The sequence below is a fragment of the Amycolatopsis thermalba genome (assembly GCF_023376025.1).
Taxonomy (GTDB): Bacteria; Actinomycetota; Actinomycetes; order Mycobacteriales; family Pseudonocardiaceae; genus Amycolatopsis_E; species Amycolatopsis_E thermalba.
In genome coordinates, this window is record NZ_CP091196.1 from 832,964 (window position 1) to 858,555 (window position 25,592).

The following is a 25,592-nucleotide window of genomic DNA, read 5'->3' on the forward strand; positions in this document are numbered from 1 at the left end:
ACCGGGCGCTGCGGGTGCTGGCGACGGGCCCCGACGACGTCGAGTGGATCACGCTGCGGGCCCGGGTCCTGCTGGGCCTCGCGATGCCCGAGGCGGAAACCGGATCGGCCGCCGACGGCCTGCGCCACCTGGACGAGGCGCTGCTGCTGACCGAGCGCCTGCCGTGCGGACCACCCCAGCGGGTCCTGCGGGCGCTGGTCGGCGCCCAGCGCGCGCTGGTGCTGGGCCGCGTCGGCCGCCTGTCCGAGGCGCTGGCCCTGTTCGACGAGATCCTGCCGATGCTGGAGGCCGAGGCCGACGACAACGGGCTGTCCCTCACCCGCAACCTGATGAACCGGGCCAACATCCACGTCGAGATGCAGCGGCCGGACGCGGCACTGGCGGACCTGCGGCGCTGCCTCGAGCTGGCCACCGAGCACGGGCTGACCCGCCTGGAGGGCAAGGTCCGGCACCTGCTGGGGGAACAGGGGCAGCTCCTCGGCGACATCCCCGGCGCGCTCCGGCACTACGAGCAGGCGGCGCGGATCTACCAGGACGCCGCTCCCGGATGGCTGGCCCGGTTGCGGGTCGACCAGGCCAGGGCCCTGCTCGTCGCCGGGCTGGCCGAGGACGCGGCCCGGCACCTCGACGAGGTCCTGCCCGAGCTGCGCGCCAGCCGCAACGTGCAGGACATCGCCGAAGCCGAGGTCGCTCGCGCGGCGGCCGCGATCCTCGACAACGACCACCGCCGGGCACGCAAGCTGGCCGAGCTCGCCCGGCGCCGGTTCCTCCGGCGCGGCAACGAACGCTGGGCCGCGGTCGCCGCGCTGACCCGGCTGCGCGCCGACGCGACGGAGGTCCTCGGCGGCTCTGGCCGTCCCCCGGCGCGGCTCGCCGCGGGCCTCGCCGCGCACGCCGACCGCCTGGGCGAACTGGGGCTGCGGGACGAGGCGGCGCTCGCGCGGCTGCTCGCGGTGCGGCTGCTGCTGCGCCGGGGCGAGGTCACGGCGGCGGGCGAGCTGCTGGCGCGGGTTCCGCGGCCGCGCCGCACCACCCCCATCGACCACGTCATGCTGCTGCGGTTGTGCCGGGCCGAGCTCGCGGTGGCGACCGGCCGTCCCCGGGCCGCGCTGGCGCAGGCGCGGGCCGGGCTGGACGAGCTGAGCCGGGTTCGCGACCGGATGGGCGGGCTGGACCTGGTGTGCGGGACCGCGGTGCACGGCCAGGAACTGGGCCGGCTCGCGGTCGGTCTCGTGCTCGGCACGACCCGCGGCCACGCCGGGGCGCGCCGGCTGTTCGCCTGGCAGGAGCGGACCCGCGCGCAGGTCTACCGCTACGAACCACTGCCCGCGATCGACGATCCGGTGCTCGCCCGGCTGATCACCGAGATGCGGCAGGTGCAGCGCCTGGCGCAGCAGAACCGCCTGGAGGGCAGGCCGGTGACGGCGCTGGAGCAGCGCTACGCCCGGCTGCAGCGGGAGGCGGGCCGTCTCGGCTGGTACACCAGCCCGTGGGGCCGTCCCCGCCCGGTCTGCTCACCCGAAGAAGTCGCCGCCGAGCTGGGCGAACGCGTGCTGGTGAGCCTGATCGGCCAGGACGGCGAGCTGTCCGCGGTGATCGTGCGGGACGGCCGGTTCCGGCTGGTCCGGCTCGGCGGCCTGGACGAGGTCGTCGAGATCACCAAGCAGTTGCACGCCGACCTGAACGCGCTGGCCCCGGACCACCTCCCGCTGCCACTGGTCGCGGCCGTCACCGCGTCCGCGGAGAAGCGGGCCCGCCTGCTCGACGAGCGGGTCGTCCGGCCGCTCGCGGACGCGATCGGCGACCGCGAACTGGTGATCGTGCCGACCGGCCAGTTGTACGCGCTGCCGTGGTCGGCCCTGCCGTCGTTGCGCGGGCGTCCGCTGTCGATCGCGCCGTCGGCCACGGCGTGGGTGAGCGCGATGCGCCGGGAGCCGATCGACCCGGTCGTGCTGGTCGGCGGGCCGGACGTGCCCGGCGCGATCGGCGAGGTGAAGCAGCTGCGGGCGGTCTACCCGTCGGCGACGCTGGTCGACGGTCCGGCGGCGACCAGTTCCGCGGTGCTGGCGGCGCTCGACGGGTCCGGCCTCGCGCACCTGGTCGCGCACGGCGCGCACGAGCCGGCGAACGCGTTGTTCTCGCGGCTGGAACTGGTCGACGGGCCGCTGTTCGCGCACGAGACCGCGCAGCTGCGGCGCCCGCCGGACCGGGTGGTGCTGGCCGCGTGCGAGCTGGCCATGAGCCACATCCGGCCGGGCGAGGAGGCGCTGGGATTCGCCGGCGCGCTGCTGGCGAGCGGGTCCCGCACGATCGTCGGCGCGATCGCGCGGGTCGGCGACCGGGCGGCGGCGGAGGCGATGACCGACCTGCACCAGCGGCTCGCGTCCGGCATCTCCCCGGCGCTGGCCCTGGCGCACGCGACCGCCGCGGATCCGCTCCGCCGCCCCTTCCTCTGCCTGGGCGCGGGCTAGCGCTCGGCGGCCTTCACCAGCTTCGCGGACAGGAACCTGATCGCCCCCGCCAGCGCGGCGCGCACGACCGGCCCGCTGCCCGGCACCTTCTCCCGGAACGAGCCGCGCCAGGTCAGCCGCGTGCCGGTGCCGTGCGGCTCGAACAGCACCTCGGCGCGGTAGTCCCGCACCGGCGCGGGCTCGACGAGCGTGTAGACGTGGCGCCGGTCCGGCTCGTACTCGACCGTCTCCTCGCGCGTCAGCAGCGGCCACGCGCCCACCTTCCGGATCGCGCCCACCCCGCCGACCGGATCGGCCCACCGGTCCCAGCGGGACACGACGATGAGCGGTTTCGCCCACTCGGACCAGCGCGCGCCGTCGGTTTCCAGCCGGAACAGGGTTGCGGGCGGGGCGCTGCTGGTGCGGGTGACCTCGAAGGTGAACGTCCTGGCGGGCATCGGTGACCTTTCCGCTCGGGTAGGGGTTACCGAGCAGTAAACCAGGGGCTTACCGGATGCGGGGGCGCTGACCTTGGGGTTTCATTGGTTCATGGGCATCAACTTCAACGAGATCAAGAAGAAGGCGCAGCAGGCGCTCGGCCAGAACGCCGACAAGATCGAGCACGGACTCGACAAGGCGAGCGGGTTCGCCAAGTCGAAGTTCGGCCAGCACTCCGGCAAGATCGACAACGTCACGTCGAAGGCGAAGGACTTGCTGCACAAGCAGTCCGGCGGCGGTGACGGCGAAGCCGGCCCCGGCCCGGCCGGTCCGCAGGGCGGACCCGGTCCGGCCGGTCCCCAGAGCGGACCCACCGGACCGACGCAGCCCGGACCGACCCAGCCGTAACCCTTACGGCACCTCGCCGATGGCGGTGTCGTCGGTGAGAGCGGTGATGCGGCCGCCGCGTTCGCCGAGCGCTCGCAGGCCGTCCCGGGCGTCCGGTGCACCCAGCGCGACGCGGACGCCCGACAGTGTGGCCTGCCTGGCGGCCGCAAGCGCTTGCGCGCCTTCGTGACCCGAGTTGATGCTGACCGCGAGGCCGCCGGTCGAGGCCAGTGACCCGCGCATGGCGCCGAGCCGGCCGAGTGCCTCGTCGAGCACCGGCAGCAGCGCCTCGCGGTTGCCCTCGGTCATCGCCCGGACCAGCTCCGGGCGGGTGGCGGCCACGCGGGTGCCGTCGGTGTAGGAGCCGGCGGCCAGTGCCATCGCGACCGGCCCGCCGTCCGCTCCGACGGCCGCGAGCACGGCGGCGAGCAGGTGCGGCAGGTGGGAGATCCGGGCCACGGCCTCGTCGTGCGTCGCCGCGGTCAGCGGCACCACGTGCGAACCGAGGTCGATCGCCAGCCGGGCGACCTCGGCCCACGCGGACAGATCGGTGTCGTCCTCGACGCACACCACCCAGGCCGCGCCACCGAACAGCGCCGCGTTGCCCGCGCGCCAGCCGGACTCCGCGGTGCCCGCCATCGGGTGGCCGCCGACGAACCGGGCTTCCGGCGCGAACGCGCGGGCGGCCGTCAGCACGCCCGTCTTCACGCTGGTCACGTCGGTGAGCAGGCACGTCGGCGCGTACACGTTGACGGTCCGCAGCACCTCCTCGACGGCGGTGAGCGGAACCGCCAGCACCACCAGCGCGTCCCGGTCGGCGGCTCGCCGCAGTGCGGCCTCCACGTCGGTCGAGGCGTCGAAGCCGTCAGCGGCCGCGGCCTCGGCGTCGGCGGCCGAAGTCGTCGCGCCCCACACCTCGCGCCCCACCGCCGCGGCCGCGCGCAGCACCGAGCCGCCGATCAACCCGAGCCCGATCACGCATACGTCTCGCACGGGGCGTCATCCTGCCAGGGCGTCGAGCGCGAAGGCCGCGTACATCGCGACACCCTTCGGGAAAGCGCCTTCATCGTGACGCACGCGGTTGGAGTGGTTGGTCGGCGCCTCTGCCGGGTCGAGGTCGGGCGGGCACGCGCCGAGGAACGCGAACGCGCCCGGAACCCGTTGCAGCACATAGGAGAAGTCCTCGGCACCCATGATCGGATCGGGCATCAGCTCCGACCGGCCGAGCACGCGCTGGGCGAGGTCCAGCACGCGCAGCGCCTGGTCCGGGTCGTTCACGGTCACCGGGTAGCCGGGCTCGATGTCGACCAGCACGCGGCAGCCGTGCGCCTCGCCGACCGCCTCGCACACCTTCGGCAGCTCCGCCTTGACCAGCGCGCGGGTGGACTCGGACAGCGTCCGGATCGTGCCGGCGACCTCCGCGGTCTCCGGGATGATGTTGGTCGTGGTGCCCGCCTGGATGCGGGTCACCGACACCACGGCCGGGTCGAACACGCTGATCCGCCGCGTCACCATCGTCTGCAGCGCGCCGACCATCGCCGCGGCCGCGGGCACCGGGTCGATCGCGTTGTGCGGGCTCGAACCGTGCCCGCCCTTGCCGGTGACCAGGATCGTGAACGTGTCGTTCGACGCCATCAGCGGCCCGGGACGCGTGCTGATCAGGCCGGATTCGACGTGGGAGAGCAGGTGGATGCCGAAGGCCCGCTCGACCCGCGATCCGGCCGCGTCGAGCACGCCTTCGTGGATCATGTGCCGCGCGCCGTGGTAGCCCTCCTCACCCGGCTGGAACATGAACACGACCGATCCGGCCAGCTCGTGGCGGTGGGCGGCGAGCAGCCGTGCCGCGGAGGCGAGCATCGCGGTGTGGCCGTCGTGGCCGCAGGCGTGCATCGTCCCGTCCACTTCGGAGGCGAATTCCAGCCCGGTGTCCTCCTGCAGCGGCAGCGCGTCCATGTCGCCGCGCAGCAGCACCGCAGGTCCGTCCTCCTCACCACGCAGCACGGCGGTCAGGGCGGAGGTCGACTTCCCGTCGACGATCTCCAGCGGCAGGCCGTCCAGCGCGCGCCGGACGGCGGCCCGGGTGTGCGGCAGGTGGAGGCCCTGCTCGGGGTGGGCGTGGATCTCGCGGCGCAGCGCGACGGTGGCCGGTTGCAGAGCCTCGGCTTCGGAGAGCAACGCGGCGAGCCGGGTGTCCGGCAATGGGGGCAACTCGGTGGGTCCCGTCATCATCCGATCCTCGCAGAGCGACTGCACCGATGATCCGTCCAGGTATACGGTGTGCGCTATGTCGGTGAAGGAGCCGGTTGCGGGATTCGCGGTCGCCGTGGTCCGTGAGGACGGCAAGTGGCGCTGCAGCGCGCTCGACGCCGGTGCGCTCACGGGGTTGGACGCCGCCATCACCGAGCTGGCCAAGTTGCGGTCCACCGGGGCCGTGTTCGGCCTGCTCGCGGTGGACGACGAGTTCTTCGTGATCGTGCGGCCGAGCCCGCGCGGACCGTCCCTGCTGCTCTCGGACGCGGCGGCGGCGCTGGACTACGACATCGCCGCCGACGTGCTCGACGTGCTGCGGGTCGAGCCGCCGGACGAGGAGGACGACTCGATCTGGCCCGAGGGCGACCTCGACATCCTCGCCGACGTCGGCCTGCCCGGGCCCGAGCTCGAGGTGATCGCCGGCGAGGTCGACCTCTACCCGGACGAGCAGCTGCAGATGATCGCGCAGCGCTGCGGGTTCGGCGGCGAGTTCACCGCGCTGCTCGACGAGATCTGACGTGTCCGACGCCGACCTGGTGTCCGCGGCGCTGGCCGCGGCGCGGGAGGCCGGCCCGGACGTGCCGATCGGCGCCGCGGTGTTCGCGCCCGACGGCCGCCTGCTCGCCCGCGCCCACAACGCCCGCGAGGAGCTGGGCGACCCGACCGCGCACGCCGAGGTCCTGGCGCTGCGGGCGGCCGCCCGGGAGTTCGGCGACGGCTGGCGGCTGGACGGCTGCACGCTCGCGGTGACGGTCGAGCCCTGCACGATGTGCGCGGGCGCGCTGGTGCTCGCGCGCGTGGCCCGGGTGGTGTTCGGGGCCTGGGAGCCGCGTACCGGCGCGGTCGGATCGCTGTGGGACGTGGTGCGCGACCGGCGGCTCAACCACCGGCCGGAGGTGCGCGGCGGGGTCCTGGAGGCCGAGTGCGCCGCGTTGCTGGCCGATTTCTTCGCCGGTCACCGGGACGTGTGACGCCGCGCGAGGTGGGGTAGCCCGTTGTCGACCGCGTCGAAGGAGGGTCGATGAACGTCGTGAAGAACCGGATGACGAGCCGGTCCCGCCAGGCCAAGGGCGGGGCGCGTGAGCTGTTCGGCCGCCTCACCGGCAACCGCCGTCACCAGACGGCCGGTCGTGCCGAGCGGATCCGCGGTGTCGTGCGCGAGACGACCACCGAGGTCGCGGACTGGGCGGCCACCGCCGCGCGGGACGCGCAGCGCCGCTTCCGCACCAGGTGAGGAGTGCCTGCAAGCCGCTCGTGGGCGTCTAGTAACCTAGTCGGCGGTAGCGTGTCCGAGCGGCCGAAGGAGCACGACTCGAAATCGTGTGACGGTTGACCCCGTCCGTGGGTTCAAATCCCACCGCTACCGCCGGATCGAACGCCGGGTTTCCCGCCAGGGAGGCCCGGCGTTCGTCGTTTCCGCTACCCGACGTCGACCGTGATCTCCTCCGCGGTGGCGCCCTCCACGGCGAGGGTCAGCGTCGCGGTGGTGAAGGTCACATTGAGCAGCTTGGCCGTCCAGAGCGGGTTCGGGCACGCCGGCACGGCCGGGACCCCGGTCGGTTTGCTCGTGAGCGCGAAGGTGTACTGCCCGTTGTGCGGGGTCTGCTGCCGCCCGCTCGTCGCGGTGATCTCGACCTCGGTGTCCTGACCGGTCACGAGAACGCCGGCCGGGTTCACGCACTCGACCTTCGCGGTGCCGGTGGCGGTGGCGGTGATCTCGAAGGTCGTGCCGCCCAGGCCGGCCACCTTGCCGGCGCATTCGAACCGGGTCCCGGTGTCGGTGCACACCGCCGCGTTGCCACCGCCGGTGACGAAGTGGCCGTTGTCCGCGTACGCCGGAGCCGCGGCGAGGGCCGCGACGGCGAGCGCGCCCGCGAGGGTGCCGATCATCCGCCTCATGTGCCTGCCTTTCGTTGGGAAACCCAGTTTCGGCTCGGCGGGTGGCCGGTGGTGGCCCGCTCACGCGGACGGGCGGTCCGGTTCCCTCGTCCGGGGCCCGCAGGCTGCCCGTACCGGCCGCCCGTCGCCTGCGGGAACGCCCGCGGGAGGTGCCTGGGATCGGCCAGCACCCGGTCGTAACTTCAGCTTCTTGCCGATCAAGTCTTCTGGGGGTACTCGATGAGACTGCTCAACATCCGCACTCTGTCCGCCGCGGCGGCTGTGGCGGCCGTCGCGGCGCTGGTTCCCGCCGGCACCGCCGCCGCCATGCCCGACCCACCCGGCGACGGCTGGGACCACACCTTCACGGCTCCCGGTGTCACCGTGTACGTCGAGGAGTACGGCGACCGCATCTCCGTCTGCGACAGCGCGGCCAACGGTTCCAGCGCGCAGGTCAACGTCTGGGCCAACGGTGGGTGGCGCTACGAGGCCGTCGCCAACGGCGGCTTCGCTACCTGCGTGATGCACTCGGCGAAGGACGGTGGTGCCTACAACCTGCCGGAGGGCGCGTACATCGAGCTGTACTACAAGGGCGAAAGCACCGGTTGGGCCACCAAGAGCTCGTACACCAACGACCACTGAGGCACCCGCCGTCGGTCGTAGGCCGGGTGGACGAACCGTTACCGGTTGTTGCCGCTGAGTCTTCCTTCGTCTCACCTCATCGAGGGAAGATGCCTCGACTGATGATCAGACGAGGGGACTCAGGGTGACGACCAGTCGAAGAATCGGTGTGCTCGCCGCTGCCGCTCTCGCCGGTGTGACCGTGGCCGTCGCACCGGCGTCGGCGGCCAGCGCGGATCTCGTGATCGCCGAGGTCTACGGCGGCGGTGGCAACAGCGGGGCCACGCTGACCAGCGACTTCATCGAGATCGCCACCGCGGGCGGCAGCGCGGCGCTGGACGGCTGGAGCGTGCAGTACCTGCCCGGCTCGCCGAGCGCGTCGAGCCGGTGGCAGGTCACCGCGCTGACCGGTTCGGTCGCGCCGGGCGGCCGGTACCTGGTCGCCGAGGCCACCGGATCGGGTGGCGCGGTCTCGCTGCCCGCCGCCGACGCGGCCGGGTCGATCGCGATGTCCGCGACCTCCGGCACCGTCGCCCTCGTCCAGGGCACCACCGCGCTGACCTGCCTCACCACCGCCGACTGCGCCGCCGATCCGCGCGTCCGCGACCTCGTCGGCTACGGCTCGGCGACCGTCCGCGAAGGCAGCCCGACGGCGGCGCCGAGCAACACCACCTCGGCCGCCCGCGCCACGCTGACCGACACCGACGACAACGCCACCGACTTCACCACCGGCACGCCGACCCCGGTCAACACGAAGGGCGAGACCTCCGGCGGCGACGCGGGCGGCACCCCGGCCAAGATCCACGACATCCAGGGCACCACCCGGCTCTCGCCGCTGGCCGGCAAGAAGGTCACCGGCGTGACCGGCATCGTCACCGCGCTGCGCACCTTCGGCTCCGCGCGCGGTTTCTGGATGACCGACCCGCGGCCCGACGCCGACCCGCGCACCAGCGAGGGCGTGCTGGTGTTCACCGGCTCGACCACGCCCGCGGTGGCAGTCGGCGACGCCGTCACGGTCTCCGGCACCGTCACCGAGTACTACCCGGACGGCCGCGCGAACTCGACCTACCAGTCCACCACCGAGATCACCGGTCCGAAGTGGACCGTTCAGTCGAGCGGCAACCCGCTGCCCGCGGCCACCCCGATCACGCCGGCCACCGTGCCCGGCGCGCTCGCGCCCCAGCCCGGTGGCAACATCGAGGGCCTGCCGCTGGAGCCGGCGAAGTACTCGCTGGACTTCTGGGAGTCGCACGAGGGCGAGGTCGTCAGCGTGCTGGACGCCGGCGTCGTCGGTCCGTCCACCGAGTACAACGAGATCTACGTGACCACCAAGCCGCGGGAGAACCGGACCGACCGCGGCGGCACCGTCTACACCGGATACGACACGCCGAACACCGGGATCCTCAAGATCGAGTCGCTGATCCCGTTCGCGCAGCGGCCGTTCCCACAGGCCGACACGGGTGACACGCTCGCCGGTCCGACCTCGGGCCCGGTGGAGTACGACAGCTTCGGCGGGTACACGCTGCAGGCCACCGTGCTGGGCGAGGTCAAGGACGGTGGCATCCAGCGCGAGGTGACGCGCAGGCAGTCGCCGAGCGAGCTGGCCGTGGCGACCTACAACGTCGAGAACCTGTCCGCTGTGGACGATCAGGAGAAGTTCGACCAGCTGGCGCACGGGATCGTGGACAGCCTCGCGTCACCGGACATCGTGACGCTGGAGGAGATCCAGGACAACAACGGTGCCGAGGGCGAGGGCGACGGCGTGGTGGCCGCGGACCAGACGTTGCGGCGGTTCACCGACGCGATCGTCGCCGCGGGCGGCCCGCGCTACGAGTGGCGGCAGATCGACCCGCGGGAGGGGATGGACGGCGGCGAGCCGGGCGGCAACATCCGGGTCGGGCTCCTGTTCAACCCGCGCCGGGTGTCGTTCGTGGACCGCCCTGGTGGCGACGCGACCACCGCGGTGTCCGTGGTGCGGGAGCGCGGCAAGCCGCACCTGTCCGTGTCACCGGGCCGGGTGGATCCGGGCAACGCGGCGTGGGCGAACAGCCGCAAGCCGCTGGCCGGGGAGTTCGTGTTCCACGGCCACACGGTCTTCGTGATCGCCAACCACTTCAACTCCAAGGGCGGCGACCAGCCGACGCACGGCCGCTACCAGCCGCCGGCGCGGAGTTCGGAGGTGCAGCGCGGGCAGCAGGCGCAGGTGCTGCGCGGGTTCGTCGACCAGCTGCTGGCGGCGGACCCGTGGGCGGACGTCATCGTGGCCGGCGACCTGAACGACTACCAGTTCTCGCCCGCGCTGCGGACGCTCACCGCGGGCGGCGCGCTGACCGACCAGATCGACCGGCTGCCCGCCGACGAGCGGTACAGCTACGTCTACGAGGGCAACTCGCAGGTGCTGGACCACATCCTGACGTCGCGGGCGCTGCGGTGGGTCGACTACGACGTGGTGCACATCAACGCGGAGTTCGCCGAGCAGGCGAGCGACCACGACCCGCAGATCATCCGCTACCGCCCGACCCGCTGACACGGCGCCGACCGCCGCCTCTTCGGCGGCGGTCGGTGGTGTGGTCGCTTTGGCTCGCCGCGGGGGTGGGTGGCGGCGGTGGGCGGTGGGTTGTTCGGCCGGCCGTTGGCTGCTGGGTGGCGGTGGTCAGCGGTGCGGTTGCTTGGTCCACCGCCGGATGGTGTGGGGGCGCCGGTGCAGCTGCTGGCCCGCCGCTGAGTGGCGGCCGTCGGCGGTGCGGTTGCCTGGCCGGCCGCCGGGTGGCTGGCGGCGGTCGGTGCTGCCGTTGCCTGGCCCGCAGGGTGGGTGGTGTGTTTGCCTGGCCCGCCGCCGGGTGGTCTGGGTGGTGGTGGTCAGCGGTGCAGCTGCCTGGCCCGCCGCTGGGCGGCCCTGGCGGCCTGCAGCATCGCCTCGGCCAGGTCCATCGGCTTGACGTGCTCGAAGAGGGCGGAGTTGATGGCGACCTCGAGGATCTCCCCGTCCGCGGCGACTCCCACCTCGACCAGGCCCCAGTCGTCCTGGGCGGTGGTGACCTGCTGAGCGGCTTGGCGCCGCCGCGCGACCGGCCGCTCGTCGACGGTCTCGGACTTCGTGGTCAGCTCGCGGTTCACCGGGTTCCTCTTCCTCTCGGCTGCTACGACGTCACCGACTCCCCAGCGGTTCCGTGGGGAACCAACCACAGGCGCGCAACGTCTGGAAGGTCATGAACTGGGTTCGCGCGACCGTCGACCACCTGTCCCGCCGCGAGGTCTCACCCGCGGTGCCGGCAACCCTGCGGAGCGACCTGAGCTGGGCCAGGGCATACGTCCCCCGCCCGACGCCCACGCCGGACACACTGGAGCCCCAGAGCTGGCTCCGCCCAGCGAACTAGCGCCGCGCGCCCGAGCTCCCACACGCCCCGTGGCCGGCGTCGCGCGCGGTACCGAGCCGCACGACTGGCACCGACCCGCGCCCGCGGGTGGCGCACCGGCCACCGCTGTGGCACCGGGCATCCGCTGAGCGCCAGGCATCTGCTGGGTGCGTCGGCATCCGCTCGACTTGTGCCGCGCCAGCCCATCCAGCACTGCGCTGGTCGGCTAGTGCCCGCCGCCCGGCTGGTGCGGGGCTGCCCACCCAGCACCGCTCGCAGGGCTGATGCCCTCGCCGCTTGGCTGGCGCCGCACCCACTCGGTGCCCCCTCGCGCGGCTGCATCGTGCCCGCCTGGCTGGTGCCCCATGCGCGGCCGAAGCCGTGCCCCCCGGCTAGCGCCGCGCCCGCTCGGGTGGTGCTCCCTCGCGCGGCTGGCGCCGCGCCCGCCCGCTGAGGCTGGTGCCCCTCGCTGGGCCCAGTGCCACACGTGCCGCCCCGTCCAGCCGGCGCGCCCGGCCACCACCGCGCGCACCCAGCGAACTAGCGCCGCGCGCGCCAGCCCAGTGACAGCACCGCGTCCACCAGCTCCTGGTAGCTCTCCTTGACCTCGCGCAGGTACAGGTCCAGCCGCGCGGCGTAGGCGTGCGGTGCGGGCGCCGGGTCGGCGCCGACCTCCAGCCAGGGCAGCCGGCTGACGTTGTCCTGCGCCATCCGCCACCAGTGCTGCGCCCCCTGCGCCGTGCGGGCCTCGCGTTCCCTCGCCTCCGCCAGGGCGGCTTCCGCGGCCGCGATCTCGGCGTCCAGCTCCTCGGCCCGCCGCCGCTCCCACGCCCGCAGCTCCTCGGCCGCCTTCCCGGCGAGGCCGACGATCTGCTTGTACTCCATCGCCGCGTTCATGCCTGGTGCTCCGGCCGGTCGAAGGGGATCATCACCTCGGGTGAAACGTGCGTGCTGCGGTCGAAGAACAGCGCCCGCCCCGGCCGCGGCGACCAGTGCACGACCTGCCCGGCCGCGAACTGGCTCAGCTCCGCCCCCTGCACGTCCAGCGCGGCCCACGCCCCGATGTCGTCGGTGCCGGCGAACCCGAGCGTGTCCTTCAGCCGCGCCGTGCTGCGCCACCACCCGATCGTGTGCGTGCCCTTCCCGGGCCCCTGCTTGAGCACCACCCGGAAGTGGTCCAGCCCGCTCTTCAGCTGACCGGGCTGCTTCTGCTCCAGGATCGGCAGCGCCGCGTCGACGCCGTACAACAGCAGGATCCGCGCGTGCTCCGGCGGCTCCTCGGCGAGCTTGGCCATGTGCTCGCCCAGCTCGACGTCGCTCAGCCGCACCACGCGGTGCCCGTCCGCCTCCAGACCGTCGGCCAGCTCGCCGACCGCCGGCGCGCACCGGTCGACCAGGCACGCCACCAGGAACTCGACCTCGTGCGGCGGGTACTGCTTCGCGAGCGACCGGGCCGCGGCGTCCATGATGGACAGTGCCTCGGCGATCGCGGTACCCATGACCGCCAGGTTCCGGCCCGGCGCCCCGGTCAGCTCGACCGCGCACGCCGTGTCCGCCACATCGATCGACTGCCCCAGCAGCGCCCGCGGCGGCCCGCCCGGGCTGAGCGCGGCGAACGCGGCCGAGTGCTCCAGCACCGGCGAGTGCGCGCCGTCGAACAGCCGCGGCCGCTGGTGCTCCTGGGCGTAGCGCTCCCACAGCTCCCGCTGCAGCGACGAGAAGATGTCCTTGCTGCTCGCGTCCGGCACGTGCGCGAGCTGGTTGCCGTGCGCGACACCGGAGTCGTGGTTGATCACCGCGTGCCACTTCGGCGCGGCGACGGCCGCGTTGTTGGTCTCGGCCAGCACGCGCCGCGCCTTGGGCATCGCGATCCGCAGCGTGCACTGCTCGAACACCGCCGGTTTGCCCCAGAACGCGTCGATGCCGGCGATGTCCTGGCTGGCCAGGATCAGGTGGATGCCCTGGGCGCGGCCGCGCCGCGCGATGTCCTCCAGCAGCGCCGTGGCCTGGTTCGTCACCCCGTCGCGGCCGGCGAACAGGTACTGGAACTCGTCGATCACCGCGACGATCCGCGGCCAGTGCCCGTCCGGGTCCTGGGCGCGCAGCCCGGCCAGGTCGGTGACCTCGTGCTCCTTGGCCGCGGCCGACCGGCGGCGCAGCTCGTCGGCGAGGAACCGCAGCAGCGCCAGCCCGAACTCGCGGTCGGTGTTGACGTTGACCCCGATCAGGCGCGCGTGCGGCAGCCAGCTCGCGTCGCGGCGGCCCGGCGCGAGCCCGGCGAAGGACACGCCCTCCTTGAAGTCCAGCAGGTACAGCGCGAGCTCGTCCGGCGGGTAACGCGCGGCGAGGCTGCCGAGCAGGGCGTAGAGGAAGTTGGTCTTGCCCGAGCCGCTCGGCCCGCCGATCAGCGCGTGCGGGCTCGCGTCGCCGATGACGACCTCGACCGGATCGCCCTCGAAGAACCCGACCGGCGCCCGCAGCTCGCGCGCGGAGTTCTCCTGGCCCAGCTCGGCCGGCAGCAGGTCGCGGAACGACCGCGGCCCGCCCTGCTTCTCCACGATCGCGTCGGCCAGCCTGCTCGCCGCGGCGCTGACCTCGGTCGACGGGATCGGCGGGTCCAGGTCGACGACCAGGTTGGGCCCGGTCATGCTGGTGGCCGCGTGGTGCTCGTCGAGCATGCGGATGTTCTCGAACGCGCCGCCCAGGATCGTCGGGATGTCGACGGTGATCAGCGAGATCCCGGCGGCCAGCGCGGCGCCGGCGATGCGCTTGAGTTCCCGCAGCGGCTCCGGCGCCCAGGTCTCGCCGTTGCCGAACAGCACGACGACCCGCCACGGCTCGACCCGCTGCCCGAGCTGGTCGCGCAGCCCGCGCAGCGACGTGTGGCCGGCCTGCATGGTGTGCGCGTGGATGCGGCGGATGTGCCCGGTCAGCTCGTCGAGCAGGACGCCGAGCTGGTCCGGGTCGTAGAGCGTGACCGCGGAGGTGCGGGACAGCGGGTAGAGGTTGGGCAGTACGGCGGTCAGCTGCGCGACGTCCCACAGGTGGATCCGCACCGAACCCAGCTCCATCGTGCTGAGCACGCGCAGCAGCAGGCTCTCGATGAGGGATTCGACGGCCGAGCGGCCGCGGACGGCCGTGGTGATCGCCAGGTGCGAGTCGTCCAGCAGCGGCACCATCACCGGGAACGGACCGGAATCGTCCATTGTGGACGCTCCGATGCGCCACAGCGGCGGCGGCTTCAGCGGCTCTCGCCCGGGGCGGCCGAGCCACGCGCTGGACGGCAGGCTCGCCGGCCCCGGCGCGACGCGGGCGACCAGGTCGCGCAGGCGCGCGGGCACGGTCGCCGCGTCCGTGTAGAACGCGGCGTGCTGGGCGTTGAGCTTGTCCCGGACCCCGGCCATCACCGGGCTGCGGAGCGCGGCGGTGAGGTTCTCGTCCCCGGCCGCGGCGTCGATGCCGACGCGCACGATCTGCTGTTCCAGCTGGAGCCGGGCCAGCTCGGTCTCGGCGATCTGGCGGCCGGCCTGCGCCGCGCCGAGCACCATGCCGAGCTTCTCGCGCATGGTGCCCAGGGCCGCCACGACCCGGCGTTTCTGCTCGTTGGCCTTCGGCATGGCGCGCCTACAGCCGGGCCAGGTAGGTGTTCACCAGATCGTCGGCGGCGCGCAGCCGGTCGGCGTCCTTGCCGAGCCGGTCGACCGCCGCCGCCAGCTCGGGCGGCACCCACGCGTCGGCCTGCTCATGGGCGTTCACGATCACTTCGCGTGCTTCGTCCAACAGTTCCACCGCACGGTTGGTGTGTTCGCTTGCCTCGGCCAGTTTCGCACGGAACGCGGCCAGCTGCGCCTGCAGCTCGGGGAGCGAGAACATCTAGAGGCGAGCGGCGTACGACTCGGCCGAGGACACCGCGGCCTGAATCGTGTTCTGCTGACCGCTGATGCCCTGCAGCGCCTCGGCGAGCATGCTGTTCGCCTGGGTCACCTCCGGCTGCGTGCTTCCCGAGGTGACCTGGCCCAGGATCTGCTGGGCCTCCTCGAGTGCCTGAGCGGCCTGCTGGAGGGCTGCGACGCTGGCGTTGCACTTCTCGTTCGCCATCGCGATCCCAGCGCGGATCTCTTCCACTCCGGCCATAGTGACGCGGGTTCTCCTCGAGCTAGCGGTTTGTACGGCCGCGTGTGCGGCCTGTCAACAAACTATCGGTAGAGCGGACCGGAGCATGAGCCTGGTCACTGGTGCATCCGGGTGAAGTGCGGGGCCGGTTCACACGGCCGGGTCAGCCCCGGGAACGCGAAACGCCGGGCCCCAGTGGGTGCCCGGCGTCCGGCTGAAGAGCGGAGGATACGGGATTCGAACCCGTGAGGGCTGTTACACCCAACACGATTTCCAATCGTGCGCCTTAGGCCGCTCGGCCAATCCTCCGCTGAGAAGGGTACAGCAGGCCCGCACGCGCTCCGCCGAGGCCCGGTTCTGGCAGGTGCGGGCCCGTGGACCCGCGCCCGGCCGGCGCCTCGTCTCCCCAGGTCGGACCGTCAGGCCGACCGGGTGAGCGTCTCCCCGTCGCCGGGAGCGGCGACGGGCCCGAACAGCGCGCAGATCTCCTCCACGACCTGGCGGTGCGCGGCGAGCGCCAGGTGACCGACCCCGGGCAGCACCACGTTGCGCACGTCGAGGTCCGGATGCTCGATCCGGCCGTGCCTGCTGGGCAGCACCAGCTCGTCGCCGTCGCTGGAGAACGTGACGAACTTCGTCGGGCAGCCCGGCGCGGGCCGGTTCAGCTCGGTCAGCAGGTCGCTGCCCGGGCGCAGCTGGCGGGCCAGCGGGATCGGCGAGAACAGCCAGGCCGCGACCGTGCCGCCGTGCGGCGTGCCGACGGTGACCACCGTGTCGACCCGCTCGTGCCCGCCGAGCCGCTGCACGTAGTACCGGGCGATGAGGCCGCCCAGGCTGTGGCCCACCAGGTCGAGCTTCGCCGCGCCGGTGACCTCGCACAGCTGCTCGATCTGCTCGGCCAGCCGCGCCGCCGCGGACCGCACGTCCCGCAGCAGCAGGCTGTAGCTGAACGAGACCACCGGCCCGGCGCCGCAGCGGTCCAGCGCGACCTTCAGGTCGGTGAAGATCGCGGTGTTGTCGGCCAGGCCGGGCAGCACCACCAGCGGGCGGCCCGGCACGCTCTCGCGGACGGGCTGGATCGCCCAGCGCCGCCCGATGCCCGCCGGGTACCGCAGCGCGTGCGTCACCACGCTCGCGATCTCACCCGCGACCGTCCGCAGAACCGCCATCACGCACCTCCACCGCGAGGTGGTCGTCCACTGGATGCGAGGTTAGCCGTGGGGACCGACATTTTCGTTTCGCCGCCCCGGTCTCGGTTTCGTTTCCGACCCGATCAGTGGAACAGCGCGAGCTTGCCGACGACGTCCCGCGCGGCCGCGAGGAGCGTGCGCACGGTGCCGAGGTAGGTCTTGGCCTCCGAGGGCAGGATGTGGCTGTCCCGGCTGGTCGGCGTGTCCAGTTCCTTCGCGCGCTGGCGGAGCAGCTCGATCTGCGAGAACTGGTGCCCGAACTGGGCCGCCACGACCGTCCCGACCACCTGCTCCGGCGCGGACAACGCGGGCCGCAGACCCTGCCGGGCGAGCAGGCCGGCGCCGATCAGCTGCGCGGACTTGGCCAGCAGCAGGAACGCCGAGTCCGGCGAGACCTCCGCGAGCCGCTCGGCCGAGGAGATGTGCTTGGCCGCGAGGTCCAGGAACGGCTGCCCGTTGCCGGCCGGCCCGCCGACCAGGTCGAGGTGACCCGCGCGCACCAGCTGCATCACGACGTCGTGCCCGGTGAGCCCGACACCCGAGGTCAGCGGGGCCTGCCGGGGCGGGATCGGGGCGATCTCGACGACCGGGTGCCCGGGCCGCTGCCGCGGGATCTGCAGGCCGTCCAGACCACGTTCCGGCGCGGCGAGCGAGAAGCTCACCGGACGCTTGAGCCGCTGCTCGGCGCGCCGCGCGGCGATGTGCAGGGCCTGCTCGTCGGCCGGGACGCCGGGCTGGAGGGAGACCAGCAGTTCGATGCTCTCCGGCGCGGGTCCGGGAATGCCGGCGAACCGGTCGGCCCACACGCCGCCGACCAGGATGCGCACCACGCCCCGCACGCAGCCGAACTCCTCGCCGATGATCTGCGGGACGCCGTAGGTGAGGCGCAGCAGTTCGGCCAGCGGGCGCGCGAGCGGCCCGTCCCCGGACGCGCGCATCAGCCGGATCGTGCCCTCGCGGCGGCTGGTCAGGATGCCGGCCTTCTCCAGGAGCTTGTTCTCCTTGTCCACGGAGGCCAGCGAGCTGCCGGAGTGCTCGGCCAGCTCGGTGAGGCTGAACGAGCGGTCGGGGTTGAGCAGCGTCGCGGCGAGGATGCCGGCCTGGACACGCGACCGGAAGACCGGGAGGAGGGCCGGGGTGCCCTGCGCGCGGCGGGCCGGACCGGGCGTGGCGGGCGCGTTGTCGGTGACGACGGCGTGCCCGAGCCGATTGCGTCTGCGAGCCGCCGCGGCCGCCTGGTCGAGCCGCTCCTGGGGCACCTCCAGGACGACGGACAGCCATCTTCTCGTGCCCAGCCTCGGGATCTGGTGCCCACGTTCCCACCGGGCGACCAGATCACGCGTGACGGTCGGCCGCCCCGACACGGTCGCCAGTTCGCGCGCCAGGGTGTACTGACTCAGCTTCCGCTCCCGCCGAGCGGCCCGGATGAGGTGCGAGATGGGCTGGTTCAGGTCCACTTCCATGATCCTCAGAACTCCCTGCTTCCGCCGAATGGAGCCACGACCGTAGTCCCGCTCCTGGCCCCCGCACCGTACGTTTCGCGCACGCTTTCATCTGTTTTGCGCCCCCGGCCCCCGCGGAGGCCCCCTGGGTGAACTCGTCCCCTGGCTGTGACCTTTTGACCTGGGAAACCCTGGATCGCGTCCCCCTCGGTCGAGTCAACGATGAACGGACGAACGATGTGCTTGTCGAACCTGTTGCTTTGTTCGAACGCCTCAATTCGCGACGCGTTCACCGTAGTCGACATGAACGATCTGAGCGATGTTTTCGTGGTGGATGACGACAACCGGTTGGTCGGTGCGGTTTCCGAGCAGGACCTGCGCCGCGGGCTCCTGAACGGGGTGTCGCTGGACGACCCGATCGCACCCCTGGTCCGCCCCTGGCGTGCGACGGCGAGCCAGGCCGCCGACCGGGCGGCGGTCCTGGATCTCATGCGTGCGCTGGGAGTTCGCAACATCCCGGTGGTCGACTCCGGCAACCGGGTGGTCGGCCTGCACGTCGAGCGGCGGATCATCGGGGTGCCGAAACTGCCGAACTGGGCCGTGATCATGGCGGGCGGCAGGGGAACGCGATTGGCGCCCCTGACCGATACGATTCCCAAACCGATGCTGACCGTCGCCGGCCGTCCCATTCTGGAACGGCTGGTCCTGCATCTCGTCGGTTCCGGGGTGGAAAAGATATTCCTCTCGGTGAACTACCTGGCGAACGTCATAGAGAAGCATTTCGGCGACGGCGGGCACCTCGGGTGCAGCATCGAGTACCTGCGCGAGGACCCCGACCTGCCGCTGGGGACCGGTGGCGCGCTGCGGCTGCTCGGCGACCTCGGTTACCGGGCCGAGCACCCGCTGCTGGTCATGAACGGCGACCTGGTCACCAACTTCTCGGTCGGCAAGCTCCTCGAGACGCACCGGCGGGAGCAGGCCCTCGCGACGATCGCCACGAGCAGGTACCGCCACGAGGTGCCGTTCGGTGTGCTGAAGTCCGATCGGAACCGGCTCACGCAGATCGTCGAGAAGCCGACGCAGGAATGGCCGGTGAACGCCGGCATCTACACGCTGGACCCGGTCCTGCTCGACCGCATCCCGGCGGATCAGGAGTTCCCCATCACGAACCTGTTCGAAGACTGCCTGCGCCGCGGCGAAAAGGTGGCGCTGTGGCCCCTCAGCGACGACTGGCAGGACATCGGCAGGCCCAACGAACTGGCACAGGCAAGGGGGCAGTGATGTCCGACGCGCTCAAGATCCAGGTCCGGCTCACCGGCGGACCCGCCGGGATACCGCCCGTGCTGGAGATCGACCCGTCGCTGCTGCCGGACGGGTGCCTCAAGATCCGGTTCGCCGCCGGGTACGAGCACTTCCGACTGGTCGAGCAGGCCGACGGCGCGCCCGTGTTCGCCTGGTCGGACCGGACCCGTATCGCGGAGTGACCATGCCGTTCCACGAGAGTGTGATCGACGCCCGAACGATGCTGTTCGTGCCGGGTGATCGGCCGGACCGGTTCTCGAGAGCTGTGGACTGCGACCCTGACCTCGTTGTCCTCGATCTCGAGGATGCGGTTGTTCCGGCCGACAAGCGCAGAGCGCGGGAGAACGTCCGCGCCTGGCGGAACAGTGGCGGCAGCGGCATCGTCCGCATCAACGACGACACGACGGACTGGTGGCAGCGCGACCTGTCCATGCTCGCCGGGCGGGTCTGCGGAGCATCGTGCCGAAGGTCACCCGCCCCGAACAGGTGCGGCAGGTGGTCGACGTGATGCCTGCCGGGGCGTGCGTGCTGCCCCTGATCGAGATGGCGTCCGGAGTCATCGACGCGCCCGCGATCTGCGGGGTCGCGGGCGTGACACGGCGGTGTTCGGCAACGCCGACCTCGGCCGGGAGCTCGGAGTGAACCACGCCGACCGCGACGCCATGTTCTTCGCCCGTGCCCAGGTGGTCATGGCGTCGCGAGCGGCCGGCATCGCCCCGCCGGTCGACGGGGCGACCACCGCGATCGAAGACATGGACCTGGTCCGCGCAGACGCCGAACACGCTGCACGGCTCGGGTTCACCGGCAAGCTCTGCCTGCACCCGCGCCAAGTCAAGCTGGTCGCCGATGCGTTCGGGCCTTCCGAAGAGGAGGTTCTGTGGGTGCGGAGCGTCGTCGCCGCGTCGGTCAGCGGCTCGATGACCGCGGTCAGTGGCGAGGCGATCGTCGCGGGAGCACGGCGGATTCTCGGCTGGATCGAGCGGGGGCGGGTCTCGGAGGCATGAGCGCGGCGCCTGCGACCGACGGGTCTGTCCTCGCCCGGACGGCGAGGACGAAGGTGGTCACTGCGGTGTGCCTCGCGCAGTTCGCCGTTGTCCTGGACTCGTTCGTCGGGTTCGTCGCACTGCCCTCGATACAGCAGGACCTGGGGTTCTCCGCGGCCGGGGTGACCTGGGTGATCAACTCCTACATCCTGGTCTTCGGCGGATTCCTGGTCTTCGGAGGTCGCTGCGCGGATGTCGTCGGGCAACGGATCACGTTCCTTTCCGGCGCGTGGATCTTCGCCGTCACCTCGGTGGTGTGCGGGCTGTCGGCCACACAGCTGATGCTGGTCTTGGCCCGGTTCGCGCAAGGGCTGGGCGCGGCGATCATGGCGCCCGCCGCGCTGGCGATCCTGGTCCGGGTCTTCCCGGACGGGCCGGAACGCCGTCGTGCTCTCACACTGTGGGGAATCGTGAGCGGTTGCGGCGCGACGACGGGCCTTGTCGCGGGAGGGGTGTTGGTCGACCTGTTCTCCTGGGCGGCCATCTTCTTCGTCAACGTCCCGGTGTGCGTTGCCATCGTCGTACTCGCCCAGCGGGCCGTACCACCGTTCCGGCTGGACCGCACGGGACGGTTCGACATCTGGGGATCCGTCACCGTGACCGGCGCTCTGATGTCGATCGTGTACGCGGTGATCAACGTCGAAAGCGACGGCTGGTCCGCCGTACCGACACTCGGCGCCTTCGCGCTCGCCATTCTGCTCGCGGGTTCGTTCGTCGTCATCGAGCACCGCCACCCGAACCCGATGATCGAGTTGAGGTTGTTCCGGATCCGGTCCCTGACCGTCGCCAACCTGACGCTCTTCTTGTTGTGCGGTGCTCCTGCTTGCGGCATCTACGTCGCGACGCTCTACCTGCAGAACGTCCTGCTCTACTCGGCAGCGGGCACCGGGCTGGTCTTCATGCCCGCATCGTTCGCCGTGTTCTTCGGATCCCTCGCCGCGCAGCGATTCATACCGTTGGTCGGGATGCGGTGGATCGTCGCCGGTTCTGCGGTGATCGCGGCTGCGGGGTCGGCGATGCTGGGAGCCGCGGGTGGTAGTTCGACCGGCTCGGGTGCGCTGGTTGTCTCCTGTGCGGTGTTCGTGCTGTACCTCGGCGCCTCGTGCGTCAGCATCGCGCTGAGGGTTCTCGCGACCACCGGGCTGGCGGCAGGCGATGTCGGTGCCGCCTCCGGTATGATCAACACCGCGCAGCAAGTGGGGGCGGCGTTCTGGCTTGCTGTCTTCTCCTCGGTCGCGACGCATCGCATCGGAGAGGCTGCGGGAGAACCGATCGTGCTGTCCGCCGGTACTTATCAGCTGGTCGCCTGGGCGGGCGCGGGCTTGGCCGTGCTGTCGGCCGCGGTCGCCGCGGCCGCGCTACCCGCACGTCTCGGCACCGTGGGTGCCCCGCGCGATCACGCCTGAGGCCGCAAGCCGGTCGACGTCCGGTCTCGAGTAGCCCAGCTCCCGGAGCACGGCCTCGGTGTCGGCGCCGATGGCACCGCGGGCGGCATTGCGCACCGAGCCAGGGTTCTGTGGAACCTTCGGGAACGGACCCTGCATGCGGATCCGACCGAGGTCATCGTCGTCGATCTCGACAATGCTTCCGCGGGCCAGGAAATGTTCGTCCTGCAGTATGTCCGACGCATCGTAAACCGGCGCGACGGCGACGTCCGCCTCTCGCATCCGCTCGAGCACCTCAGCGCGGCTGTGACTGCCAACCCATCCGCTGATCAGGCCATCGAGCGCAACCCGGTTCTCGATCCGGTCGGCGTTGGTCGCGAAACGCGGGTCGCGCATCGCTTTCTCACCACCGACCAGACGCAACAGCCGTCCGGCCACGGACTGGGCGGCCCCGGACAGGGCGATCCACTGCCCATCCGCGGTCCGGTACGTGTTGCGTGGCGCGATCTGCGGGACGGCGTTGCCCATCCGCGGCTGGAGCGTTCCGAGCTGGTCGAACTCCAGGATGTGGCTACCCACCACCGACATCAGCGGTTCGTAGAGCGCGGTGTCGATCTGCACGCCGACGCCCGTGCGTTCGCGGTCCCACAGCGCCGCAGTCACGGCAAATGCCGCCGCGATACCAGCGACGCCGTCGGCGAGCCCGAACGGGGGAAGTACGGGATCGGTGTCAGGTGGCCCGGTCATCGCTGCGAACCCGCTGACGGACTCGGCGAGTGTGCCGAAGCCGGGCAGCCGGCTGTAGGGGCCCGTCTGCCCGAATCCGGTCACTTCCGCCAGCACGAGCCGGGGGTTGAGACGGTGCAGTGTGGGCCAGCCGAGGCCCCATGCGGCGAGTCGTCCTGGCCGGAAGTTCGAGATCAGCACGTCCGCGTCGGCGACGAGGCGCCGGACCACCTCCTGGCCGTCGGCCTGGTGCAAGTCCACCGCGACGAGCCGCTTGTTGCGATTGACCATCTTGAAGAACAACGGCTGGTCGTCCTTCATGCGGCCCCAGTGGTGCAGATCGTCCCCACGCGGGTGTTCGACCTTGACGACGTCCGCACCGTGATCCCCGAGCATCATGGCAGCGAACGGACCGGCGAAAAGTGTCGACAGGTCGGCCACGTGGCAGCCGCCCAGCAATCCCTCTGGCATCGCTCCTCCAGACCACGACCGGCCTCTAGTTCCGGTCGTGCCAGGCCTTCGACAGCGCCTCCCGGTCATCGGGGTGCGCTATCGATATCAGGCGCCTCGCACGCTCGGACAGCGACGCGTGTGCCAGATCCACCGCGCCCCATTCGGTGACGACCCAGTTCGCGTCGCTGCGCGGGACCGTGACCACACCACCGGCCAACGCGGAGACGATCCGGGAACGCCCACGAGAGGTTCGGGAGTGGATCGCGAAGATCGAGCGTCCGCCGTCCGATGCCCGCGCCCCCCTGACGAAGTCGAGCAGGCCACCGACCGCGCCGACGTACCCCTCGGGCACGTACTCCGCGTTCACCTGACCGCTCAGGTCGATCTCGACCGCCGTGTTGATGGCGACCATGCTCGGTTGTCCGGCCAATGCGGTGAAGTGCAGCGTCTCACGTGACGGCCGAAGTCGTAGAGGGTACGGATCGAGGCGCTGCGGTTGGTCGAACGCCAGGATGCTGCCGGCGCTGTAGCCGGTGTCGACCGGCTTGAAGGCGTTCGTCACCGCGCCGGATCCGATGAGGCCGAGCATGGGTCTCGTGATCATTCCGGTGTGGATGCCGAGATCGCGGTGGCCGGCCAGGGCTTCCAGAACACACGACGGCAGGGCACCGATCCCGACTTCGAGAGTCGCCCGGTCGGGAACGAGTTCCGCGACGTGCGCCGCGATCTTCCGATCGACCTCGTCCGAGACCGCGACCGGGGCCGGGCAGACGGGGCGGTCGGTGTGCACCACCGCGTCCAGTTCGTCCGGGCGAATCGTGCTGGCGCCCGGCAGCACGGGGGCGTTCGTGTTGACTTCGGCGATGACCACCCGGGCTCTCGACACGAGGTCGCGCGTGTAGGTGTGGTCGAAACCGGCGCTGTAGTTGCCATCGCGGTCGGGGCCAGCCAGCTGGACGAAGGCGACGTCGACCGGGAAGCGACCGTCGTGGAGGTCGTTGCAGAACTGGCCCAGCTGCATGGGGTGGACTTCCAGCACGCCCTGGCGCGACAGTCGCGAGTTCGCGCCGAGACCGCCGAGACCCTCGTAGTGGAAGACGTCGCAGTATTCTTGCCGCATTGTGTTGCTGAAGGACAGTGCCAAGAAGACGTCGATCTGCCCGAAGGCGCGGCGCTGGTCGATCAGTTGTTCCAGGAGGGTGAGTGGTTCGGCGTTGCCCTGGGACCACATCACGCGATCACCTTCGCGGATCCACCTCCTCAGGTCGAGACGTTCGACTGTCCGATCCGGGTAAGAGGCACTCATCGGCTCAGCGCTCATCAGGACGCTCGCGCGTGATGGCGTCGAGCTCAGCGCTGATCGCACCGATGTAGCGATCCGCGGCGGCGCGCGAGTGCAGATCCGGTCGGTAGACGCACTGGATCGTGAGCCGCCCCGCGTAGGTGTACGTGACGTAGCACGGATAGGGAGCCATGACGCGGTGGGTGAAGACCTGGAAATCGGTGACGCGCAGCCCGGGCGGGCAGGAGAACTCCGGCAGGCGTCCGAGGTTGCTCAGGCTGACGCTGTCCAGGTAGTTGCTCGATCCGAGGTTCTCGACCTCGTCCTGCCGGAAGGAGTCGGTGAGGAAACTGCGGTGTATGTCCTGGTCGGCGATCGAACCGTCCAGCTGCTGCTTGACCTTGTGAGCGATCCCGGCGATGGCGTCGTCGACGCCGACCTTCACGGGTGCCGTGTGAATTCCCACGAAGTTGGTCGTCTCCGGTGGCGTCACGACGGGTGAAACCCGCGGCCGCAGGTGTACCGGCGCCCAGCAGACCATCTCCGAGGTGGGCAACGCCTCGCCCCGATCTCGGCGATGGCAGCGCAGGATCACGCCGCAGAGGAACGCGTGCACGGACGTGCCGGCCTTCTTTGCTGCGGTCCGGAGTGCGGCGCTCTGCTGCTCGGTCAGGGTGATGTAGTGGCGCAGTGCTTCGTGCTTGGTGAAGGAGGGAGCTTCCGCCGGGGTCGGGACGTTGCCCGGCGCATCGACGCCCAGGCGCCCAGCGAGAACCACCGAAGGTGGCGATGGCAGATCACGGGAAACAGCCGACTCGACGTGCCCGCCGGCGGACAGGTTCTGGTAGATGTCGAGGAACTCGCGCAGGAGCGCGAGTTTGACCTGCCCGTCCGCGATCGCGTGATCGGTGTGCATCAGGACGATTCCGCTGGAACTGCCCGCGAACACCGTGAGCTTCGCGACTGCCTCCGCGACGTTCCAGGGCATCGCCGTTTTGCAGAGGTCCTCCAGTGTGAACCGCTCGAGCTCGTCGTCCGAGAGGCCGGAGTGCCAGATGGATTCCGGCGCGCGGTCGTCGTCGGGCAGGTACAGCTCGAAACCCTGCTCGGTCTCTCTGATCCGCGCGCGAAGGGCCGCGCGGCGGTGGCACAGGATCCGGAACGACTCGGTGAGCGTCTTCTTCCCGAGCTCTCCCGAGTAGCGCAGGACGAGTGCGGAGGGCATGTCCATTGCCTGGTACTCGATGGTGTCGAGATAGCGCGAGTGCATGTGCGG

General features: G+C 71.6%; 26 protein-coding genes and 2 tRNA genes. 13 read left to right on the forward strand and 15 right to left on the reverse strand.

Annotated features, from left to right (window positions below; translation table 11 throughout):
• Positions 1–83: 83 nt before the first annotated feature.
• Complete coding sequence (locus L1857_RS04170) at positions 84–2,471, forward strand: CHAT domain-containing protein (RefSeq protein ID WP_429728347.1); 2,388 nt, start codon at positions 84–86, stop codon at positions 2,469–2,471.
• On the opposite strand, the gene L1857_RS04175 is transcribed toward L1857_RS04170, so the two are convergent.
• On the reverse strand, positions 2,468–2,908 hold the full coding sequence (locus L1857_RS04175) for an SRPBCC family protein (RefSeq protein ID WP_094008734.1): 441 nt from the start codon (positions 2,906–2,908) through the stop codon (positions 2,468–2,470). The genes L1857_RS04170 and L1857_RS04175 overlap by 4 nt on opposite strands.
• A gap of 91 nt (positions 2,909–2,999) precedes the next feature.
• Here L1857_RS04175 and L1857_RS04180 point away from each other — a divergent pair, with 91 nt between their 5' ends.
• Entirely contained in the window at positions 3,000–3,296 is a 297-nt protein-coding gene (locus L1857_RS04180; RefSeq protein WP_116114112.1) for an antitoxin, read from the forward strand.
• A 3-nt stretch (positions 3,297–3,299) separates the two neighbouring features.
• On the opposite strand, the gene L1857_RS04185 is transcribed toward L1857_RS04180, so the two are convergent.
• Both L1857_RS04185 and L1857_RS04190 read right to left on the reverse strand, forming a co-directional pair.
• A complete protein-coding gene (locus L1857_RS04185; RefSeq protein ID WP_116114110.1) occupies positions 3,300–4,253 on the reverse strand; it encodes a prephenate dehydrogenase in 954 nt (317 codons plus the stop codon).
• Between the two features lie 21 nt (positions 4,254–4,274).
• Positions 4,275–5,501 (reverse strand): M20 metallopeptidase family protein, encoded by a 1,227-nt coding sequence (locus tag L1857_RS04190; RefSeq protein ID WP_162831226.1) that lies wholly within the window; start codon positions 5,499–5,501, stop codon positions 4,275–4,277.
• A gap of 58 nt (positions 5,502–5,559) precedes the next feature.
• Here L1857_RS04190 and L1857_RS04195 point away from each other — a divergent pair, with 58 nt between their 5' ends.
• The 4 genes from L1857_RS04195 (at position 5,560) to L1857_RS04210 (ending at position 6,891) form a co-directional block, all read left to right on the forward strand.
• Complete coding sequence (locus L1857_RS04195; protein ID WP_094008738.1) at positions 5,560–6,042, forward strand: tRNA adenosine deaminase-associated protein; 483 nt, start codon at positions 5,560–5,562, stop codon at positions 6,040–6,042.
• A 1-nt stretch (position 6,043) separates the two neighbouring features.
• Entirely contained in the window at positions 6,044–6,496 is a 453-nt protein-coding gene (locus tag L1857_RS04200; protein ID WP_094008739.1) for a nucleoside deaminase, read from the forward strand.
• Between the two features lie 50 nt (positions 6,497–6,546).
• Positions 6,547–6,759 (forward strand): CsbD family protein, encoded by a 213-nt coding sequence (locus tag L1857_RS04205; RefSeq protein ID WP_094008740.1) that lies wholly within the window; start codon positions 6,547–6,549, stop codon positions 6,757–6,759.
• Between the two features lie 45 nt (positions 6,760–6,804).
• A tRNA-Ser gene (locus L1857_RS04210) sits at positions 6,805–6,891 on the forward strand.
• A gap of 53 nt (positions 6,892–6,944) precedes the next feature.
• Here the strand turns inward: L1857_RS04210 and L1857_RS04215 are convergent.
• Positions 6,945–7,424, reverse strand: coding sequence for a hypothetical protein (locus L1857_RS04215; RefSeq protein ID WP_249464490.1), 480 nt, complete (start codon positions 7,422–7,424; stop codon positions 6,945–6,947).
• A 219-nt stretch (positions 7,425–7,643) separates the two neighbouring features.
• On the opposite strand from L1857_RS04215, the gene L1857_RS04220 reads away from it, so the two are divergent.
• Positions 7,644–8,045 carry a hypothetical protein gene (locus L1857_RS04220; RefSeq protein ID WP_094008742.1) on the forward strand — a complete coding sequence of 134 codons (402 nt, stop codon included), beginning with the start codon at positions 7,644–7,646 and terminating at the stop codon, positions 8,043–8,045.
• A 181-nt stretch (positions 8,046–8,226) separates the two neighbouring features.
• The gene (locus L1857_RS04225; protein WP_346731864.1) at positions 8,227–10,551 is read left to right on the forward strand and encodes an endonuclease/exonuclease/phosphatase family protein; all 2,325 of its coding nucleotides are present in this window, start codon (positions 8,227–8,229) and stop codon (positions 10,549–10,551) included.
• A 332-nt stretch (positions 10,552–10,883) separates the two neighbouring features.
• On the opposite strand, the gene L1857_RS04230 is transcribed toward L1857_RS04225, so the two are convergent.
• The 8 genes from L1857_RS04230 to L1857_RS04265 form a co-directional block, all read right to left on the reverse strand.
• The gene (locus L1857_RS04230) at positions 10,884–11,141 is read right to left on the reverse strand and encodes a YbaB/EbfC family nucleoid-associated protein (protein WP_094008744.1); all 258 of its coding nucleotides are present in this window, start codon (positions 11,139–11,141) and stop codon (positions 10,884–10,886) included.
• A 779-nt stretch (positions 11,142–11,920) separates the two neighbouring features.
• A complete protein-coding gene (locus L1857_RS04235) occupies positions 11,921–12,277 on the reverse strand; it encodes a hypothetical protein (protein WP_094008745.1) in 357 nt (118 codons plus the stop codon).
• Positions 12,274–14,997: an FtsK/SpoIIIE domain-containing protein gene (locus L1857_RS04240; protein ID WP_249464493.1), complete on the reverse strand. Its 2,724-nt coding sequence runs from the start codon at positions 14,995–14,997 to the stop codon at positions 12,274–12,276. The genes L1857_RS04235 and L1857_RS04240 overlap by 4 nt, the downstream gene beginning before the upstream one ends.
• Before the next feature lie 7 nt (positions 14,998–15,004).
• A complete protein-coding gene (locus tag L1857_RS04245) occupies positions 15,005–15,253 on the reverse strand; it encodes a hypothetical protein (RefSeq protein ID WP_094008747.1) in 249 nt (82 codons plus the stop codon).
• Complete coding sequence (locus L1857_RS04250) at positions 15,254–15,514, reverse strand: hypothetical protein (protein ID WP_017986316.1); 261 nt, start codon at positions 15,512–15,514, stop codon at positions 15,254–15,256. It lies immediately after the preceding gene.
• 201 nt (positions 15,515–15,715) lie between these two features.
• A tRNA-Ser gene (locus tag L1857_RS04255) sits at positions 15,716–15,802 on the reverse strand.
• Positions 15,803–15,912: 110 nt separating this feature from the next.
• Positions 15,913–16,662 (reverse strand): lipase family alpha/beta hydrolase, encoded by a 750-nt coding sequence (locus tag L1857_RS04260; RefSeq protein WP_249464496.1) that lies wholly within the window; start codon positions 16,660–16,662, stop codon positions 15,913–15,915.
• Positions 16,663–16,766: 104 nt separating this feature from the next.
• A complete protein-coding gene (locus L1857_RS04265) occupies positions 16,767–18,146 on the reverse strand; it encodes a transcriptional regulator (protein ID WP_094008759.1) in 1,380 nt (459 codons plus the stop codon).
• A 222-nt stretch (positions 18,147–18,368) separates the two neighbouring features.
• On the opposite strand from L1857_RS04265, the gene L1857_RS04270 reads away from it, so the two are divergent.
• From L1857_RS04270 to L1857_RS04290, 5 genes are all read left to right on the forward strand, one after another.
• Positions 18,369–19,406, forward strand: a complete 1,038-nt coding sequence (locus L1857_RS04270; protein WP_158224478.1) for a nucleotidyltransferase family protein — start codon at positions 18,369–18,371, stop codon at positions 19,404–19,406.
• Entirely contained in the window at positions 19,406–19,609 is a 204-nt protein-coding gene (locus L1857_RS04275) for a DUF5988 family protein (protein ID WP_116114094.1), read from the forward strand. Before L1857_RS04270 ends, L1857_RS04275 begins: the two co-directional genes overlap by 1 nt.
• A 2-nt stretch (positions 19,610–19,611) precedes the next feature.
• The gene (locus L1857_RS04280; protein ID WP_198958385.1) at positions 19,612–19,935 is read left to right on the forward strand and encodes an aldolase/citrate lyase family protein; all 324 of its coding nucleotides are present in this window, start codon (positions 19,612–19,614) and stop codon (positions 19,933–19,935) included.
• A gap of 94 nt (positions 19,936–20,029) precedes the next feature.
• A complete protein-coding gene (locus L1857_RS04285) occupies positions 20,030–20,431 on the forward strand; it encodes an aldolase/citrate lyase family protein (protein WP_198958386.1) in 402 nt (133 codons plus the stop codon).
• A gap of 65 nt (positions 20,432–20,496) precedes the next feature.
• Complete coding sequence (locus L1857_RS04290; protein WP_162831225.1) at positions 20,497–21,876, forward strand: MFS transporter; 1,380 nt, start codon at positions 20,497–20,499, stop codon at positions 21,874–21,876.
• Here the strand turns inward: L1857_RS04290 and L1857_RS04295 are convergent.
• Genes L1857_RS04295 through L1857_RS04305 form a run of 3 tightly spaced genes read right to left on the reverse strand, consistent with a single transcriptional unit; the run spans position 21,829 to position 25,586 of the window.
• Positions 21,829–23,052 carry a CaiB/BaiF CoA transferase family protein gene (locus L1857_RS04295; RefSeq protein WP_094008763.1) on the reverse strand — a complete coding sequence of 408 codons (1,224 nt, stop codon included), beginning with the start codon at positions 23,050–23,052 and terminating at the stop codon, positions 21,829–21,831. The genes L1857_RS04290 and L1857_RS04295 overlap by 48 nt on opposite strands.
• Before the next feature lie 25 nt (positions 23,053–23,077).
• The gene (locus L1857_RS04300; RefSeq protein WP_116114090.1) at positions 23,078–24,355 is read right to left on the reverse strand and encodes an acetyl-CoA hydrolase/transferase C-terminal domain-containing protein; all 1,278 of its coding nucleotides are present in this window, start codon (positions 24,353–24,355) and stop codon (positions 23,078–23,080) included.
• Complete coding sequence (locus L1857_RS04305) at positions 24,345–25,586, reverse strand: phthiocerol/phthiodiolone dimycocerosyl transferase family protein (protein WP_116114088.1); 1,242 nt, start codon at positions 25,584–25,586, stop codon at positions 24,345–24,347. Before L1857_RS04305 ends, L1857_RS04300 begins: the two co-directional genes overlap by 11 nt.
• Positions 25,587–25,592 lie beyond the last annotated feature (6 nt).